This window comes from Streptomyces sp. NPDC003943, from assembly GCF_053605265.1.
The window spans coordinates 137,153-153,333 of the sequence record NZ_JBSGIW010000003.1; the positions used below are offsets into that span (position 1 = coordinate 137,153).

At 71.7% G+C, this 16,181-nt stretch carries 15 protein-coding genes; 9 read left to right on the forward strand and 6 right to left on the reverse strand.

Features of this window, described 5'->3' with window-relative positions:
• The first annotated feature begins 29 nt into the window (after positions 1 to 29).
• The 3 genes from tpiA to ACWEV0_RS02535 all read left to right on the forward strand — a co-directional run bounded on the left by tpiA (position 30) and on the right by ACWEV0_RS02535 (position 1,536).
• Complete coding sequence (gene tpiA / locus ACWEV0_RS02525) at positions 30 to 785, forward strand: triose-phosphate isomerase (protein WP_453145774.1); 756 nt, start codon at positions 30 to 32, stop codon at positions 783 to 785.
• A gap of 107 nt (positions 786 to 892) precedes the next feature.
• Positions 893 to 1,123 (forward strand): preprotein translocase subunit SecG, encoded by a 231-nt coding sequence (secG, locus tag ACWEV0_RS02530; RefSeq protein ID WP_030205174.1) that lies wholly within the window; start codon positions 893 to 895, stop codon positions 1,121 to 1,123.
• A 77-nt stretch (positions 1,124 to 1,200) separates the two neighbouring features.
• On the forward strand, positions 1,201 to 1,536 hold the full coding sequence (locus ACWEV0_RS02535) for an RNA polymerase-binding protein RbpA (RefSeq protein WP_362533382.1): 336 nt from the start codon (positions 1,201 to 1,203) through the stop codon (positions 1,534 to 1,536).
• A 72-nt stretch (positions 1,537 to 1,608) separates the two neighbouring features.
• Here ACWEV0_RS02535 and ACWEV0_RS02540 read toward each other — a convergent pair whose 3' ends face one another.
• Positions 1,609 to 2,460: a MurR/RpiR family transcriptional regulator gene (locus tag ACWEV0_RS02540; protein ID WP_453145751.1), complete on the reverse strand. Its 852-nt coding sequence runs from the start codon at positions 2,458 to 2,460 to the stop codon at positions 1,609 to 1,611.
• A gap of 57 nt (positions 2,461 to 2,517) precedes the next feature.
• Here ACWEV0_RS02540 and ACWEV0_RS02545 point away from each other — a divergent pair, with 57 nt between their 5' ends.
• The 5 genes from ACWEV0_RS02545 (at position 2,518) to ACWEV0_RS02565 (ending at position 8,100) form a co-directional block, all read left to right on the forward strand.
• On the forward strand, positions 2,518 to 3,423 hold the full coding sequence (locus ACWEV0_RS02545) for an N-acetylglucosamine kinase (protein WP_453145752.1): 906 nt from the start codon (positions 2,518 to 2,520) through the stop codon (positions 3,421 to 3,423).
• 116 nt (positions 3,424 to 3,539) lie between these two features.
• On the forward strand, positions 3,540 to 4,304 hold the full coding sequence (locus ACWEV0_RS02550; protein ID WP_453145753.1) for a sugar isomerase domain-containing protein: 765 nt from the start codon (positions 3,540 to 3,542) through the stop codon (positions 4,302 to 4,304).
• A gap of 100 nt (positions 4,305 to 4,404) precedes the next feature.
• The gene (gene pgi, locus ACWEV0_RS02555) at positions 4,405 to 6,057 is read left to right on the forward strand and encodes a glucose-6-phosphate isomerase (RefSeq protein ID WP_453145775.1); all 1,653 of its coding nucleotides are present in this window, start codon (positions 4,405 to 4,407) and stop codon (positions 6,055 to 6,057) included.
• Positions 6,058 to 6,061: 4 nt separating this feature from the next.
• A complete protein-coding gene (locus tag ACWEV0_RS02560; protein WP_453145755.1) occupies positions 6,062 to 6,562 on the forward strand; it encodes a PH domain-containing protein in 501 nt (166 codons plus the stop codon).
• A complete protein-coding gene (locus ACWEV0_RS02565) occupies positions 6,559 to 8,100 on the forward strand; it encodes a PH domain-containing protein (RefSeq protein ID WP_453145757.1) in 1,542 nt (513 codons plus the stop codon). Before ACWEV0_RS02560 ends, ACWEV0_RS02565 begins: the two co-directional genes overlap by 4 nt.
• A 22-nt stretch (positions 8,101 to 8,122) precedes the next feature.
• Here the strand turns inward: ACWEV0_RS02565 and pgl are convergent, their stop codons facing one another.
• The 5 genes from pgl to tkt are packed head-to-tail and all read right to left on the reverse strand — an operon-like array spanning position 8,123 to position 14,767.
• Positions 8,123 to 8,905 carry a 6-phosphogluconolactonase gene (gene pgl, locus ACWEV0_RS02570; protein WP_453145759.1) on the reverse strand — a complete coding sequence of 261 codons (783 nt, stop codon included), beginning with the start codon at positions 8,903 to 8,905 and terminating at the stop codon, positions 8,123 to 8,125.
• Complete coding sequence (opcA, locus tag ACWEV0_RS02575; RefSeq protein WP_453145761.1) at positions 8,902 to 9,990, reverse strand: glucose-6-phosphate dehydrogenase assembly protein OpcA; 1,089 nt, start codon at positions 9,988 to 9,990, stop codon at positions 8,902 to 8,904. Before opcA ends, pgl begins: the two co-directional genes overlap by 4 nt.
• Positions 9,987 to 11,519, reverse strand: a complete 1,533-nt coding sequence (zwf, locus tag ACWEV0_RS02580; RefSeq protein WP_453145762.1) for a glucose-6-phosphate dehydrogenase — start codon at positions 11,517 to 11,519, stop codon at positions 9,987 to 9,989. Before zwf ends, opcA begins: the two co-directional genes overlap by 4 nt.
• A 5-nt stretch (positions 11,520 to 11,524) precedes the next feature.
• A complete protein-coding gene (tal, locus tag ACWEV0_RS02585) occupies positions 11,525 to 12,643 on the reverse strand; it encodes a transaldolase (protein WP_453145763.1) in 1,119 nt (372 codons plus the stop codon).
• Positions 12,644 to 12,679: 36 nt separating this feature from the next.
• Entirely contained in the window at positions 12,680 to 14,767 is a 2,088-nt protein-coding gene (gene tkt, locus ACWEV0_RS02590; RefSeq protein ID WP_453145765.1) for a transketolase, read from the reverse strand.
• A gap of 351 nt (positions 14,768 to 15,118) precedes the next feature.
• Here tkt and ACWEV0_RS02595 point away from each other — a divergent pair, with 351 nt between their 5' ends.
• Positions 15,119 to 16,072: a heme o synthase gene (locus ACWEV0_RS02595; protein ID WP_453145767.1), complete on the forward strand. Its 954-nt coding sequence runs from the start codon at positions 15,119 to 15,121 to the stop codon at positions 16,070 to 16,072.
• The last annotated feature ends 109 nt before the right edge of the window (positions 16,073 to 16,181 follow it).

Genomic DNA, 16,181 nt, shown 5'->3' on the forward strand with positions numbered 1-16,181 from the left:
CCCTTATGAGCACCACCCGCACCCCGCTGATGGCGGGCAACTGGAAGATGAACCTCAACCACCTCGAGGCCATCGCCCACGTCCAGAAGCTCGCCTTCGCGCTCACCGACAAGGACCACGACGCCGTCGAGACGGCGGTCCTCGTGCCCTTCACCGACCTGCGCTCCGTGCAGACCCTGGTCGACGGCGACAAGCTGAAGATCAAGTACGGCGCCCAGGACCTCTCGGCGCACGACTCCGGCGCGTACACCGGCGAGATCTCCGGCCCGATGCTGGCCAAGCTGAAGTGCGCCTACGTCGCCGTCGGTCACTCCGAGCGCCGCCAGTACCACGCGGAGAGCGACGAGGTCTGCAACGCCAAGGTGAAGGCCGCCTACAAGCACGGGATCACCCCGATCCTCTGCGTCGGCGAGGAGCTGGACGTCCGCGAGGCCGGCAACGCCGTCGCGCACACCCTGGCCCAGGTCGAGGGCGGCCTCAAGGACGTCCCGGCCGAGCAGGCCGAGACGATCGTGATCGCCTACGAGCCGGTGTGGGCCATCGGCACCGGCAAGGTCTGCGGCGCCGACGACGCGCAGGAGGTCTGCGCGGCGATCCGCGGCAAGCTCGCCGAGCTGTACTCGCAGGAGCTGGCCGACAAGGTCCGCATCCAGTACGGCGGCTCCGTCAAGGCCGGCAACGTCGCCGAGATCATGGCGCAGGCCGACATCGACGGCGCCCTGGTCGGCGGTGCGTCGCTCGACGCGGACGAGTTCGTCAAGATCGTCCGCTTCCGCGACCAGTGATGATGTAGAGCGGCGGAGACGATCCGTCGTACCCTTGCGGGGGTCGGGCAGCCACCCTGTCCGGCCCCCGTCCGTACAAGTCCGAGGAAGTTGGTCCAGCCGTGGTTATGGGGTTTTCGATCGCCCTGATCGTCTTCAGTGCGCTGCTGATGCTGCTCGTGCTGATGCACAAGGGCAAGGGCGGCGGCCTCTCCGACATGTTCGGTGGCGGCATGCAGTCCTCCGTCGGCGGCTCCTCGGTCGCCGAGCGCAACCTCGACCGGATCACCGTGGTCGTCGGTCTGCTGTGGTTCGCCTGCATTGTCGTACTTGGTCTGCTGATGAAGTTGGACGGGTAACTCCAATCACTGGACGCGCGTTGGGCCTTACGTAGACTGGGGCATCTTCGAGCACCATCACGCAGGGAGTTACGACCGTGGCAAGTGGCAACGCGATCCGGGGAAGCCGGGTCGGAGCGGGGCCGATGGGGGAGGCCGAGCGGGGCGAGTCCGCACCGCGTCTCCGCATCTCCTTCTGGTGCTCGAACGGGCACGAGACCCAGCCCAGCTTCGCCAGTGACGCAACTGTGCCGGACACCTGGGACTGCCCGCGCTGTGGTTTCCCGGCCGGCCAGGACCGGGACAACCCGCCGGACCCGCCGCGCACCGAGCCGTACAAGACGCACCTCGCGTACGTGCGGGAGCGGCGCAGCGACGCGGACGGCGAGGCGATCCTGGCCGAGGCGCTCGCGAAGCTGCGGGGCGAGATCTGAAGACCGATTGAACGGGCTCTGTGCGCAGGGCCCGTTCCGTCGTTTCCGCCGCCCGCCGGCTGATTCCGGTCGCTATCTCCGGTGGCCGTCGGCGATGTGCGCGGTGAGCGCGAGGGCGGCCGTGGCGCGCGAGTGGGTCAGCTGCGCCACGCGCGCGTAGAGGCAGTCGAGGATCAGCAGCACCGAGTGCCGGGCGCCGAAGCCGCCGTGCCGGAAGCCGGTCTCGGCGGACGTCGACGTGAGATGCACCCCGGCCGCCCGCGCCACCGGGGAGCGCGGGTCGCCCGTGACGGCCACCGTCGCCGCGCCCCGCTCGGCCGCCAGCCTCAGCGGCGCGAGGACCTCGCGGGTCGCGCCGGAGTGGGACAGCGCGACCACCGCGTCGGCCGGCGTGAGCAGCGCGGCCGAGGTCTCCGCCGCGTGCACCTCGGTCCACGCACGGGCCTCGCACCCGATGCCGAACAGTCGGGCCCGGGTCTCGAGCGCGAGCACGCCCGAGGCCCCCACCCCGTACACGTCGATCCGCCGCGCCTGCGCGAGCGCCCGGGCCGCCCGCTCCAGGGCGTCCAGGTCGAGCCGCTCGGCGGTCGTGCGCAGAGCTCCCAGATCGGCCTGGGCGACGGCGGCGACGACACGGTCGAGCGGGTCGTCGGGCCCGAGGTCGGGGCCGAGGGGGCCCGGCTCCTCGCTCTGGCCCTCCTGCCCCTGTTCACGGGCGAGTTCGAGCAGGAGCCGCTGGTACGAGTCGAGGCCCAGCGTCCGGCAGAACCGGGTCACCGTCGCCTGCGAGGTGCCCGTACGACGCCCCAGCTCGGCGGCCGACACCTCCGCGACGCGCCCGGGATCGACCAGCACCCACTCCCCGACCTTGCGCAAGGAGCCGGACATCCGGGGGAGTTCGGAGCGGATCAGTGCGGTGATCATGCGGGCGGCCTTCCGGGTCTTGTCATCCGGTGAATCTATCAACCACCATGCGCCCTGATGGACGGATCCCGGATTCACTACGTGGTGGGCATCGACGCCGGCGGCACCCGCACCCGCGCCCGGCTCGCCGACGCGACGACCGGCCGGACGGTGGGCGAGGGCACGGGCGGCCCCGGCAACGCGCTGAGCGTGCCCGCGGACGATCTCGTACGGCACCTGGCGCAGGCGCTGCGCGGGGCGGGGGTGACGCGCGCCGACTCGGTGGTCGCGGGCTTCGCGGGCGGCGGACCCGGCGGCGGCCGCGAGCGCGCGCTCGCGGCGCTGCGGGCCGCGTGCGCGCGGGTCGGCGCCACCGCGGCCCGGCTCCAGGTCTGCGGCGACGCCGAGATCGCCTTCGCGGCGGGGCCCGGTACACCGGCTGACGGGCTCGTCCTCATCGCGGGAACGGGCGCGGCCGGGGCCCGGGTGCGGGGGCGGCGCATGGTGCGCGCCGTGGACGGCGACGGGTGGTTGCTGGGGGATGCCGGCAGCGGCTTCTGGCTGGGGCGGGAGGCGCTGCGCGCGGTGCTGCGCGGGCTGGACGGCCGCGGGCCGGAGACGGCGCTGGCGGGTCCGGTGGGGGAGCTGTGCGGGGGCTTGAGCAAGGAGCGGGTGGTGGCCTTCGCGTACGGGGCGCCTCCGGTGCGGCTGGCCGAGCTGAGCCCGCTGGTGGTCTCCGCGGCGGAGAGGGGCGACGCGGTGGCGGCGGGCCTGCTGGACCGCGCGGCGGACGAACTGGCCTCCACGGTGCGGGCATTGGGTCCGCGGGAGGGCGAGCCGCTGGTGACGACGGGCGGGTTGCTGGGACCGGACGGGCCGTTGCTGTCGAGGTTGGGCGAACGCGTCGCGGAGCTGGCCCTGACGCCGACGCCGGTACGGGACGGGCTCGCGGGAGCGGTGGCGCTGGCGCGACTGCCCGGCTGACCGCACGAAGGGCGTCCGGGGCCCGGGGCGTCCTCTTGACGTGGTCTCGGCACGCTGGTTCATTGAGCCGGATTGTGAAGAGAACTCGGTTCGCTCAACCAGAGGAGCTCGTTCCCGTGGCCCAACACCCTCTCGGCTCCGCCCAGTTCGTCGACCACGCCCAGCACGCCCTCACCCGCGTCGTCACCGCCAACAAGCACTCCGTCCCCGCCGCCGCCCGTCTCTTCGCCGACTGCGTCGCCGCCGACGGGGTGATCCACGCCTTCGGGACCGGGCATTCGCAGGCCGCCGCGCTCGAAGTGGCCGGGCGGGCCGGAGGACTCGTGCCGACCAGCAGGATCGCGCTCGCGGACCTCGTCCTGCGGGGCGGGGAGGATCCGGAGATCCTCCGGGACCCGCTGCTCGAGCGTGCGCCGGGGCTCGCCGAGCGGCTCTACGCGCTCGCGACGCCCCGTCCCCGGGACCTGTTCGTGATCATCTCGAACTCGGGGGTGAACAACTCGGTCGTGGAGCTGGCGCTCAAGGTGACCGGCGCGGGTCACCGGCTCGTCGCCCTCACCTCGCTGGAGCACACCCGTGCCGTGCCCGCGCTGCACGCCGGCGGCCACCGCCTCGTGGACCTCGCGGACGTCGTGCTCGACAACGGCGCGCCCGCCGGCGACGCCGTCCTGCCGCTGCCCGGCGGCGGCGCGTTGTGCGGGATCTCCACGCTCACCTCGTCCCTGCTCGTCCAGATGGTCGTCGCGGACGCCGTCGCGCTGCTGCTCGCCGAGGGCCACGAGCCGCCGGTGTACGTCTCCGCCAACCTGCCCGGCGGGCACGAGCGGAACGCGCTGCTCGAAGCGCGGTACGAGGGACGCCTCCACCGCGGCGGGCACTGAGGGCGCTGGACGTGTTTCCGGCGCTCGATCAATTAGGTTGGAGGACAGCGGGGCACACACGCCGTACATGGAGCAAGACGAAGAAATGGGCGATGTCGAGATGACCAACGCAGGCCGCACCAGGCTCAACCAGCTGCCCGAGTGGGCGGCCCTCGGCAAGCACCGTGAGCAGCTGGGCGACACCCACCTGCGCGAGCTGTTCGCCGCCGACTCCGAGCGTGGTACCGGGTACACGCTGCGCGTCGGTGACCTCTATCTGGACTACTCCAAGCACCTGGTGACCGACGAGACCCTGACGCTGCTGCGCGAGCTGGCCGCCGCCACCGGGGTGGCCGAGCTGCGGGACGCGATGTTCCGCGGCGAGAAGATCAACAACACCGAGGACCGGGCGGTGCTGCACACCGCGCTGCGCGCACCGCGCGGCGCGGTCGTCGAGGTGGACGGCGTGAACGTCGTCCCCGAGGTGCACGCCGTGCTCGACAGGATGGCCGCCTTCGCCGACCGGGTCCGCGCGGGCGAGTGGACCGGTCACACCGGCAAGCCGATCAAGAACATCGTCAACATCGGCATCGGCGGCTCGGACCTCGGCCCGGCGATGGCCTTCGAGGTGCTGCGCTCGTACACGCGGCGGGATCTGACGTTCCGTTTCGTCTCCAACGTCGACGGCGCCGACCTGCACGAGGCCGTCCGCGACCTGGACGCCGCCGAGACCCTCTTCATCGTCGCCTCGAAGACCTTCACCACCATCGAGACGATCACCAACGCCACCTCCGCCCGCGACTGGCTGCTCACCGAGCTGAGGGCCGGCCAGGAGGCCGTCGCCAAGCACTTCGTGGCCCTGTCGACGAACGCCGAGAAGGTCGAGGACTTCGGCATCGACACGGCGAACATGTTCGAGTTCTGGGACTGGGTCGGCGGCCGGTACTCCTACGACTCCGCCATCGGTCTGTCGCTGATGATCGCCATCGGCCCGGACGCCTTCCGCGAGATGCTCGACGGCTTCCACCTCGTCGACGAGCACTTCCGCACCGCGCCGCCGGCCGAGAACGCCCCGCTCCTGCTCGGCCTCCTCGGCATCTGGTACGGCGCGTTCTTCGACGCCCAGTCGCACGCCGTGCTGCCGTACTCGCACTACCTGTCGAAGTTCACCGCGTACCTCCAGCAGCTCGACATGGAGTCCAACGGCAAGTCCGTCACCCGCGACGGACAGCCGGTCGACTGGCAGACCGGCCCGGTCGTCTGGGGCACCCCCGGCACCAACGGCCAGCACGCCTACTACCAGTTGATCCACCAGGGCACCAAGGTCATCCCGGCGGACTTCATCGCCTTCGCCCGGCCCGTCGCCGACCTGCAGCCCGGCCTGGTCGCCCAGCACGACCTGCTGATGGCCAACTTCTTCGCGCAGACCCAGGCGCTCGCCTTCGGCAAGACGCCGGAGGAGGTACGGGCCGAGGGCGTCCCGGAGGAGCTGGTCCCGCACAAGACCTTCCAGGGCAACCACCCCACCACCACGATCCTGGCGGACGCGCTCACCCCGTCCGTGCTCGGCCAGCTCATCGCGCTCTACGAGCACAAGGTCTTCGTCCAGGGCGCCGTGTGGAACATCGACTCCTTCGACCAGTGGGGCGTCGAGCTCGGCAAGGTCCTCGCCAAGAAGATCGAGCCGGTGCTGACCGGGGGCGAAGGCGGCGAGGGACTCGACTCCTCCACCGCCGGACTCGTCGCCGTCTACCGCTCGCTGCGCGGACGGTAGAGCCGTGAGGGGGGAGGACGCGGTCCGGCTGCGGCCGCCGAGGAACGCGGTCGACGGGCGGGCCGTCGGCTGGTGGCGGGCGCAGCTGCTGCTCGCCACCGCCGCGCCGGTGGCCGTCCTGACCGTGCTCGGCCTCTTCGTCGAGCCGGCCAGGAGCTGGCTGTACGGCGCCGCCGGGGCCGTGGCGGTCCTCGGGCTCGCCGCGACCGCGTTCCTCCCCGCCTGGTGGTTCCGGGTGCACCGCTGGGAGGTCACCGGGGACGCCGTGTACGTGCGCACCGGGGCGCTCTGGCAGGAGTGGCGGATCGCCCCGATGTCCCGGATCCAGACCGTCGACACCGTACGCGGACCGCTGGAGCAGACGTTCCGGCTGGCCACCGTCACCGTCACCACCGCCTCGGCCAAGGGCGCCCTGCGGATCGAGGGCCTCGACCACGAGCTCGCCGCCGCCCTCGCCGAACGGCTCACCGCGATCACCCGGGCCACCCCCGGAGACGCCACATGAGCAGCCCCGACCCCGCGGAGGAGTGGCGGCGGCTCGCGCCCCGCACCCTGCTCGCCGGGGCCGCCGTGCTGTGCGGCGTCGCCGGCGGCGCGGCCCTGCCCGCCTACCTCAGCCTCTCCGCCGGCTCCCGCCCGGTGTGGCAGGCCGCCGCCCTGGTCATCGCCGGGGCCGTGCTGCTCGTCGGCGGCGGCAGTCTCGCCGAAGGGGTCCGGCTGCGCCGCACCCGCTACCGCGTCGGCGCGGACCGGGTCGACCTCCACACCGGCCTGCTCGTCGTCAAACGCCGCTCCCTGGCCCGCGACCGCATCCGCAGCGTCGACCTCACCGCCAACCCCCTCGAACGGCTCCTCGGCCTCGTCAAGGTCCGCATCGGCACCGGCGAGCACACCGACGGCGAGTCCACCCTCGAACTCGACCTGGTCAGCCGCGCCGAGGGCGAACACCTCCGCCGCACGCTGCTGGCCCGCCCCGCCGGCGCCACCGCCGACTCCGCCCACGACGGCGTCCTCGCCACCCTCGACCCGCGCTGGATCCGCTACGCCCCGGTCTCCTTCGTCGCCCCGCTGCTCGGGGGCGCGGCCGCCGGCGCCGTCCTCCAGGTCAGCGACTGGTTCAACGCCCAGGCGGAGGTCATCCACTGGACCCTCGACCGCTTCCGGGACACCTCCCTGACCTGGATGATCGTCGACCTCGCGCTGCTCGCCACGGCCGCCGGCATGCTCGGCGCCCTCGGTCTGTGGATCGAGATGTGGGCCAACTACCGCCTGGAGCGCGAACCCGGCGGCACCCTCCGGGTCCGCCGCGGTCTGTTCACCGCCCGCTCGGTCACCCTGGAGGAGCACCGCCTTCGCGGGATCGCGCTGGTCGAACCCCTGGGCATACGCCTGTTCCGCGCCGCCCGCGTCGACGCCGTCGCCACCGGGCTCGCCCAGGACGACGACGACAAGCACGCCGACCTCAGGAACCTGCTGCCGCCCGCGCCCCGTACGGTCGCCGATCGGGTCGCCGCCCAGGTGCTGCGCGAGACCGAACCGCCCACCGGCGCCCCGCTCGCCGCCCATCCGAAGGCCGCCCGGCACCGCCGGCTGCGCTGGGCGCTGTGGACCGTGCTCGGCCCGGCCGCGCTGCTCGCCGTCCTCGGCGCCTGGCTCACTCCCGCACTGCTCTACTTGGCGGGCGCGGTCGCCGTCGTCCTCGCCCCGGTCGCCCTGCTGCTCGCCCGGGACGCCTACCGCAGCCTCGGACACGGCGTCAGCGGCGCGTACCTGGTGACCCGTTCGGGCACCTTCCGCCGCTCCACGGTCGCCCTCCAGCGGGTCGGGGTGATCGGCTGGACCGTCAAGCAGTCCTGGTTCCAGCGGCGCGCCGGGGTGCTCACGCTCAGCGCGACGACGGCCGCCGGGGAGGGCGCGTACGCGGTGTACGACGCGGGCGAGAGCCAGGGCCTGCGCTTCGCCGCCGAGGCCGTACCCGACCTCCTCGGCCCCTTCCTCGAACCCGTACCGGAAAAGCCGGAGGCCCGGCTCACCGAACGGTGAACCGGGCCTCCTCGCACAGCGATCAGGCGGAAGCCGGCGGATACAGGGCGCGCGGCAGCTCCGAGGCCGCCGCCGCGTCCAGCAGCCACAGCGTGCGCGAGCGCCCACGGGCGCCGGCCGCCGGAGCCTGCACCTCGCCCGCGCCGGACAGTGCGATGGCCGCGGCCTTCGCCTTGTCCTCGCCCGCCGCGAGCAGCCAGACCTCCTTCGCGGCCCGGATCGCCGGCAGCGTCAGCGAGATCCGCGTCGGCGGCGGCTTGGGCGCGCCGTGCACACCCACCACCGTCCGCTCGGTCTCGTGGACCGCCGGGAACTCCGGGAAGAGCGAGGCCACGTGCGTGTCCGGGCCGACGCCCAGCATCAGCACGTCGAAGGTCGGCACACCGCCGTGGTCGCCCGGGCCGGCGGCCGCCGCGAGCTCGGCCGCGTAGGCCGCGGCCGCCTCGTCGGCGTCGGAGCCGTACGGACCGTCCGAGGCCGGCATCGCGTGCACCCGCGCCGGGTCCAGCGGGACGCTGTCGAGCAGCGCCGCGCGGGCCTGGGTGACATTGCGCTCCGGGTCGCCCTCGGGCAGGAACCGCTCGTCGCCCCACCACAGGTCGAGCCGCGACCAGTCGATCGCGTCCCGGGCCGGTGCCGAACTCAGCGCGGCCAGCAGCCCGTTGCCGTTGCGGCCGCCGGTGAGCACCACCGAGGCGGAACCGCGGGCGGCCTGGGCGTCCACGACCTTCGTGATGAGCCGGGCCGCGGCGGCCTCGGCCATCAGCTCCTTGTCGCGGTGCACGACCAGCTGAGGGGTGCTCACTTGGCCGCCGCCTTCTTGGCCGGGGCCTTCTTCGAGGCCGGCTTGGCCGCCGGAGCCCCGCTGGGCGCCTCGGCCTCGGCAGCGGCCTCCGCGACGGCCTCGACGACCGTCTCGGTCTCGGTCACGGCCTCGACCGGCTCGGGGGCGGTCGTCGCCGTCTCCTCGTCCAGTCGCTCCAGGCCGTACCGCAGCGCCGAGGCGTAGGTGTCGTCCGGATCGAGCCGGCGCAGCTCCTCCGCGATCAGCTCGGCCGTCTCGCGGCGCTTGAGCGCCACGGCGCGGTCCGGCTGGCCCTGTATCGAGAGCGTGGCGAGCGAGCCGTCCGGCCGGTCGAGCACGATCGGGCCGGCGCTGGTCTCCATGCGTACGGAGGTGAGCCCGGGCCCGGCCGACTTGGAGCGCCGCACCGGCACCTTCAGCCGGTCCGCGAGCCACATGGCCAGCAGCTCGACGCTCGGGTTGAACTCCTCGCCCTCGACGTCGGCCGAGGTGACCTCGCAGGCCACCTGGTCGAGCGCGGCGGCCAGCATCGACCGCCACGGGGTGATCCGGGACCAGGACAGGTCCGTGTCGCCCGGGGTGTACGCGTCCGCGCGCGCGGTCAGCTCCTGGATGGGCTGCTCGGCGGCGTACGTGTCGGTCACCCGGCGCTGGGCGAGCGCGCCCAGCGGGTCGTTCGCCGGGTCGGACGGCGCGTTCACCGGCCACCAGACGACGACGGGCGCGTCCGGCAGGAGCAGCGGGAGGACCACCGACTGGGCGTGGTCGACGACCTCGCCGTACAGCCGGAGCACCACCGTCTCGCCGGTGCTGGCGTCGGCGCCGAGGCGGACCTCGGCGTCGAGCCGCGCGTTGGCGCGGTCCCGCGGGGTCCGCGAGACCCGCTTGATGACGACGAGGGTCCGCGAGGGGTGCTCGCGGGACGCCTCGTTGGCCGCCTTCAGCGCGTCGTAGGCGTTCTCCTCGTCGGTGACGATGACGAGGGTGAGCACCATGCCGACGGCCGGGGTGCCGATGGCCCGCCGCCCGAGCACCAGCGCCTTGTTGATCTTGGAGGACGTGGTGTCCGTCAGGTCGGTCTTCATGGCCGGCGCCAGCTCCTGCCGTCTCGTGCGAGCATCTCGTCCGCCTCGACCGGACCCCAGGTCCCGGACTCGTACTGGGCGGGCTTGCCGTTCTTGTCCCAGAACTGCTCGATCGGATCGAGGATCTTCCAGGACAGCTCGACCTCCTCCACCCGCGGGAACAGGTTGGAGTCGCCGAGCAGGACGTCGAGGATGAGCCGCTCGTACGCCTCCGGGCTGGACTCGGTGAAGGACTCGCCGTAGGCGAAGTCCATCGACACGTCCCGGATCTCCATCTGGGTGCCCGGCACCTTGGAGCCGAAGCGCACGGTGACGCCCTCGTCCGGCTGGACGCGGATCACGATGGCGTTCCGGCCGAGCTCCTCGGTCGCCGTGTGGTCGAACGGGGAGTGCGGGGCGCGCTGGAAGACCACCGCGATCTCGGTGACCCGGCGGCCCAGCCGCTTGCCGGTGCGCAGGTAGAAGGGCACGCCCGCCCAGCGGCGGTTGTCGATGCCCAGCTTGATGGCCGCGTAGGTGTCGGTCTTCGACTGGGGGTCGATGCCGTCTTCCTGCAGGTAGCCGACGGCCTTCTCGCCGCCCTGCCAGCCGGCCGCGTACTGCCCGCGGACCGTGGACTTCGCCAGGTCCTTCGGCAGCCGCACGGCGCCGAGCACCTTGGTCTTCTCCGCGGCGAGCGCGTCGGCGTCGAAGGAGGCGGGCTCCTCCATCGCGGTCAGCGCGAGCAGCTGGAGCAGGTGGTTCTGGATGACGTCACGGGCGGCGCCGATGCCGTCGTAGTAGCCGGCCCGGCCGCCGATGCCGATGTCCTCGGCCATGGTGATCTGCACGTGGTCGACGTACGACCGGTTCCAGATCGGCTCGAAGAGGGTGTTGGCGAAGCGGAGCGCCAGGATGTTCTGGACGGTCTCCTTGCCGAGGTAGTGGTCGATGCGGAAGACCGCCTCGGGCGGGAAGACCTCGTGGACGACCTCGTTGAGCTCCTTCGCGGAGGCCAGGTCGTGGCCGAAGGGCTTCTCGATGACCGCCCGGCGCCACGAGCCGTTCTTCTGGTCGGCCAGCCCGTGCTTCTTGAGCTGCTGGACGACCAGGGGGAAGAACTTCGGCGGCACGGAGAGGTAGAAGGCGAAGTTGCCGCCCGTGCCCTGCGCCTTGTCCAGCTCCTCGATGGTGGACTTCAGCTGCTCGAAGGCCTCGTCGTCGTCGAAGTCGCCCTGGACGAAACGCATCCCCTGGATCAGCTGCTGCCACACCTCCTCGCGGAACGGCGTGCGGGCGTGCTGCTTGACCGCCTCGTGGACCTCCTGGGCGAAGTCCTCGTCCTCCCACTCGCGGCGGGCGAAACCGACGAGGGAGAAGCCCGGCGGAAGCAGACCCCGGTTGGCGAGGTCGTAGACGGCGGGCATCAGCTTCTTACGGGACAGGTCGCCCGTGACACCGAAGATCACCAGACCCGACGGCCCCGCGATGCGCGGGAGCCGTCGGTCTGCGGCGTCACGGAGCGGGTTCGCTCCGGTGACTGCGCTCAAGGTGCTTACGCCTCCGAAGGTGCGCGGCGGGCGAGCTCCGCCTCGGTCGACTTGAGCAGGTCGTTCCAGGACGCCTCGAACTTGTCGACGCCCTCGTCCTCCAGGACCTGCACCACGTCGTCGTACGAGATGCCCAGCGCGGCCACGTCGTCGAGGACCGAGCGGGCCTCGTCGTACGTGCCGTGGATGGTGTCGCCGGTGACCTCGCCGTGGTCGGCGGTGGCCTCCAGGGTGGCCTCCGGCATGGTGTTGACGGTGCCCGGGGCGACCAGGTCCACCACGTAGAGGGTGTCCTTGTACGCCGGGTCCTTCACACCGGTCGAGGCCCACAGCGGACGCTGCTTGTTGGCCTGCGCCTTGTCGAGGGCGGCCCAGCGCTCGGAGCCGAAGGCCTCCTCGTACGCCTGGTAGGCCAGGCGCGCGTTGGCGAGGGCCGACTTGCCCTTGAGGCCCTTGGCCTCGGGGGTGCCGATGGCCTCCAGCCGGTTGTCGATCTCCGTGTCCACGCGGGAGACGAAGAAGGACGCCACGGAGTGGATCTTCGACAGGTCGAGGCCGCGCTCGCGGGCCTTCTCCAGGCCGGCCATGTAGGCGTCCATCACCGCGCGGTAGCGCTCCAGCGAGAAGATCAGCGTCACGTTGACGCTGATGCCGAGGCCGATGACCTCGGTGATCGCCGGCAGACCCGCCTTGGTGGCCGGGATCTTGATGAGCGTGTTGGGCCGGTCCACCAGCCAGGCCAGCTGCTTGGCCTCGGCGATGGTGGCCGCCGTCTCGTGGGCGAGGCGCGGGTCGACCTCGATCGACACCCGGCCGTCCTGGCCGTCGGTGGCGTCGAAGACCGGGCGCAGGATGTCGGCGGCGTCCCTCACGTCTGCCGTCGTGATCATCCGGATGGCCTCGTCCACCGTCACCTTGCGGGTGGCCAGGTCGACGAGCTGCTGCTCGTAACCGTCGCCCGAGGTGATGGCCTTCTGGAAGATGGACGGGTTGGTGGTGACACCCACCACGTGGCTCTGGTCGATGAGCTCGGCCAGGTTGCCGGACGTGATCCGCTTGCGGGACAGGTCGTCCAGCCAGATCGCGACGCCTTCGTCGGAGAGGCGCTTGAGAGCGTCTGTCATGAGAATTGCATCTCCAAAAAGTCGTACGTAATCGCGTCAGCGCGCGACGGCGTCCAGAGATTCCCGCGCGGCGGCGACGATCGCCTCCGGCGTGAACCCGAACTCACGGAACAGGACCTTGGCGTCCGCCGAGGCACCGAAGTGCTCCAGCGAGACGATGCGGCCGGCATCGCCGACGTACTTGTGCCAGGTCAGACCGACACCGGCCTCGACGGCCACCCGGGCCTTGACGGACGGCGGCAGGACGGAGTCCTTGTACGCCTGGTCCTGCTCCTCGAACCACTCCACCGACGGCATCGAGACCACGCGGGTCGGGACGCCGGCGGCCTGGAGCTGCTCACGGGCCTCGACGGCCAGGTGCACCTCGGAACCGGTACCGATCAGGACCACCTGGGCGTCGCCACCCTCGGCCTCGAACAGCACGTAGCCGCCCTTGACCGTGTCCTGGTTCGGCGCGTACGTCGGCACACCCTGGCGGGTGAGCGCCAGACCGTGCGGGGCGCCCTTGCCGAAGACCTTGGTGTGGCGCTGCATGATCTCGCGCCAGGCGATCGCCGTCTCGTTGGCGTCGGCCGGGCGGACCACGTTCAGACCCGGGATCGCGCGCAGCGAGGCCAGGTGCTCCACCGGCTGGTGGGTCGGGCCGTCCTCGCCGAGACCGATCGAGTCGTGCGTCCACACGTACGTCACCGGCAGGTGCATCAGCGCGGACAGGCGGACCGCGTTGCGCATGTAGTCGGAGAACACGAGGAACGTGCCGCCGTAGATGCGGGTGTTGCCGTGCAGGGCGATGCCGTTCATCTCCGCGGCCATGGAGTGCTCGCGGATGCCGAAGTGGATCGTCCGGCCGTACTTGTCCGCCTCGGGCAGCGGGTTGCCCTCCGGCAGGAAGGAGGAGCCCTTGTCGATCGTGGTGTTGTTCGAACCGGCGAGGTCGGCCGAGCCGCCCCACAGCTCCGGGATCACCGCGCCGAGCGCCTGCAGCACCTTGCCGGAGGCGGCACGGGTCGCCACGCTCTTGCCCGCCTCGAAGACCGGGAGCGTGTCGGCCCAGCCCTTCGGCAGCTCGTTGGCCTGGATGCGGTCGAAGTCGGCGGCGCGCTCCGGGTTGGCCGTCCGCCACTCGGCGAGCGACTTCTCCCACGCGGCGCGGGACTCGCGGCCGCGGTCGCCGAGGGACCGGGTGTGCGCGATGACCTCGTCGGAGACCTCGAAGGTCTGCTCCGGGTCGAAGCCGAGGACCCGCTTGGTGGCCGCGACCTCGTCGTCGCCGAGCGCCGAGCCGTGCGCGGCCTCGGTGTTCTGCGCGTTCGGGGCCGGCCAGGCGATGATCGAGCGCATCGCGATGAAGGACGGACGCTCGGTCTCGGCCTCGGCGGCCTTGATCGCGGCGAACAGCGCGGCCGGGTCCAGGTCACCGTTGGCCTGCGGCTCGACGCGCTGGACGTGCCAGCCGTACGCCTCGTACCGCTTCATCGTGTCCTCGGACACGGCCGTCTCGGTGTCGCCCTCGATCGAGATGTGGTTGTCGTCCCACAGCAGGATCAGGTTGCCGAGCTTCTGGTGACCGGCCAGCGAGGACGCCTCCGCGGAGATGCCCTCCTGGAGACAGCCGTCACCCGCGATCACGTAGATGTGGTGGTCGAAGGGGGAGGTGCCGGCGGCCGCCTCCGGGTCGAACAGACCGCGCTCGTAGCGGGCGGCCATCGCCATGCCCACCGCGTTCGCGACACCCTGGCCGAGCGGGCCGGTCGTGGTCTCCACGCCCGCCGTGTGGCCGTACTCCGGGTGACCCGGGGTCTTCGAGCCCCAGGTACGGAAGGACTTCAGGTCGTCGAGCTCCAGCCCGAACCCGCCCAGGTAGAGCTGGGTGTAGAGGGTCAGGGACGAGTGCCCGGCGGAGAGGACGAACCGGTCGCGGCCCACCCACTCCGGGTCGGCGGGGTCGTGCCGCATCACCTTCTGGAAGAGGGTGTAGGCGGCGGGCGCAAGGCTCATCGCCGTGCCGGGATGGCCGTTGCCGACCTTCTGTACGGCGTCGGCGGCCAGGATGCGGGCGGTGTCCACGGCCCGCTGGTCCAGTTCGGTCCACTCGAGGTCTGTGGTCGTCGGCTTAGTGCTCACCCTGAGTCAGGGCTCCTCTCCGCATGTCGAGAGCCGGTGACTGAGGGTGTCCCGGCGATGTCGAGCCTACCCCTGGAAATCGCCTCTCTTTTCGTGTCCATGCCCCTCAAATGAGCGCACACAGCCAGACTGCCGGGGCCCGCGCGAATTCGCCTCCCGAGCCACGCCCGACCGCGTGTCCGCAGGTTGGGACGCGCCCGGCAGGCACCCCGGGCGCACCCGCGGGTGAGGCCCGCCAACACGACCCACCCCCGCGAAGATCGGTGTATGGGCAACGTCTACAGTGGCGTGGTACGCGCAAGTTTCATCCCCTCTTCACGCGGGGAGCTTGCTGGGATTTCTCTGTCAGGGGTGTGCGTGACGGCCGTCGAGTCCCGACCCGCCGGGGTCCACTTGACTCCCAGCCCGGGGGGCCATCGGCCGTTCGGGGCCCGCGTCAAGGCATTCGTGGCGCTGACCAAGCCGCGGATCATCGAGCTGCTGCTCATCACCACCGTTCCGGTGATGTTCCTCGCCGAACAGGGCGTGCCCGACCTGTGGCTGGTGCTCGCCACCTGCTTCGGCGGCTACCTGTCCGCGGGCGGCGCCAACGCGCTCAACATGTACATCGACCGCGACATCGACGCGGTGATGGACCGCACCTCGCAGCGCCCGCTGGTGACCGGCATGGTCTCGCCGCGCGAGTGCCTGGCCTTCGGCATCACCCTCGCGGTGGTCTCCACGCTCTTCTTCGGGCTGCTCGTCAACTGGCTGTCCGCCTGGCTGTCGCTCGGCGCGCTGCTCTTCTACGTCGTCATCTACACGATGATCCTCAAGCGGCGCACCGCGCAGAACATCGTCTGGGGCGGCATCGCCGGCTGCATGCCGGTGCTCATCGGCTGGTCGGCCGTCACGAACTCGATGTCCTGGGCCGCCGTCATCCTCTTCCTCGTCATCTTCTTCTGGACGCCGCCGCACTACTGGCCGCTCTCGATGAAGGTGAAGGACGACTACGCGCGCGCCGGCGTGCCGATGCTCCCGGTGCTCGCCTCCAACAAGGTCGTCGCCAAGCAGATCGTCCTCTACAGCTGGGTGATGGTCGCCGTCTCGCTGCTGCTCACCCCGCTCGGCTACACCGGCTGGTTCTACACGGCCGTGGCGCTCGCCACCGGCGGCTGGTGGCTGTGGGAGGCGCACGCGCTCCTGAACCGCGCGAAGGCGGAGAAGACCGGCTCGAAGCTCAAGGAGATGCGCCTGTTCCACTGGTCCATCACCTACGTGTCGCTGCTCTTCGTGGCGGTCGCGGTGGACCCCTTCCTGCGCTGATCCCTCACCTCTCCGGCGGACGCTCGCGGCGGGCGGGAAGAACGGTCGGCTGCGGCTGTGGGACGTTTCCGCCCCCGCTCGTCCGCGCCCGCTGTACGACCGGAAGGTC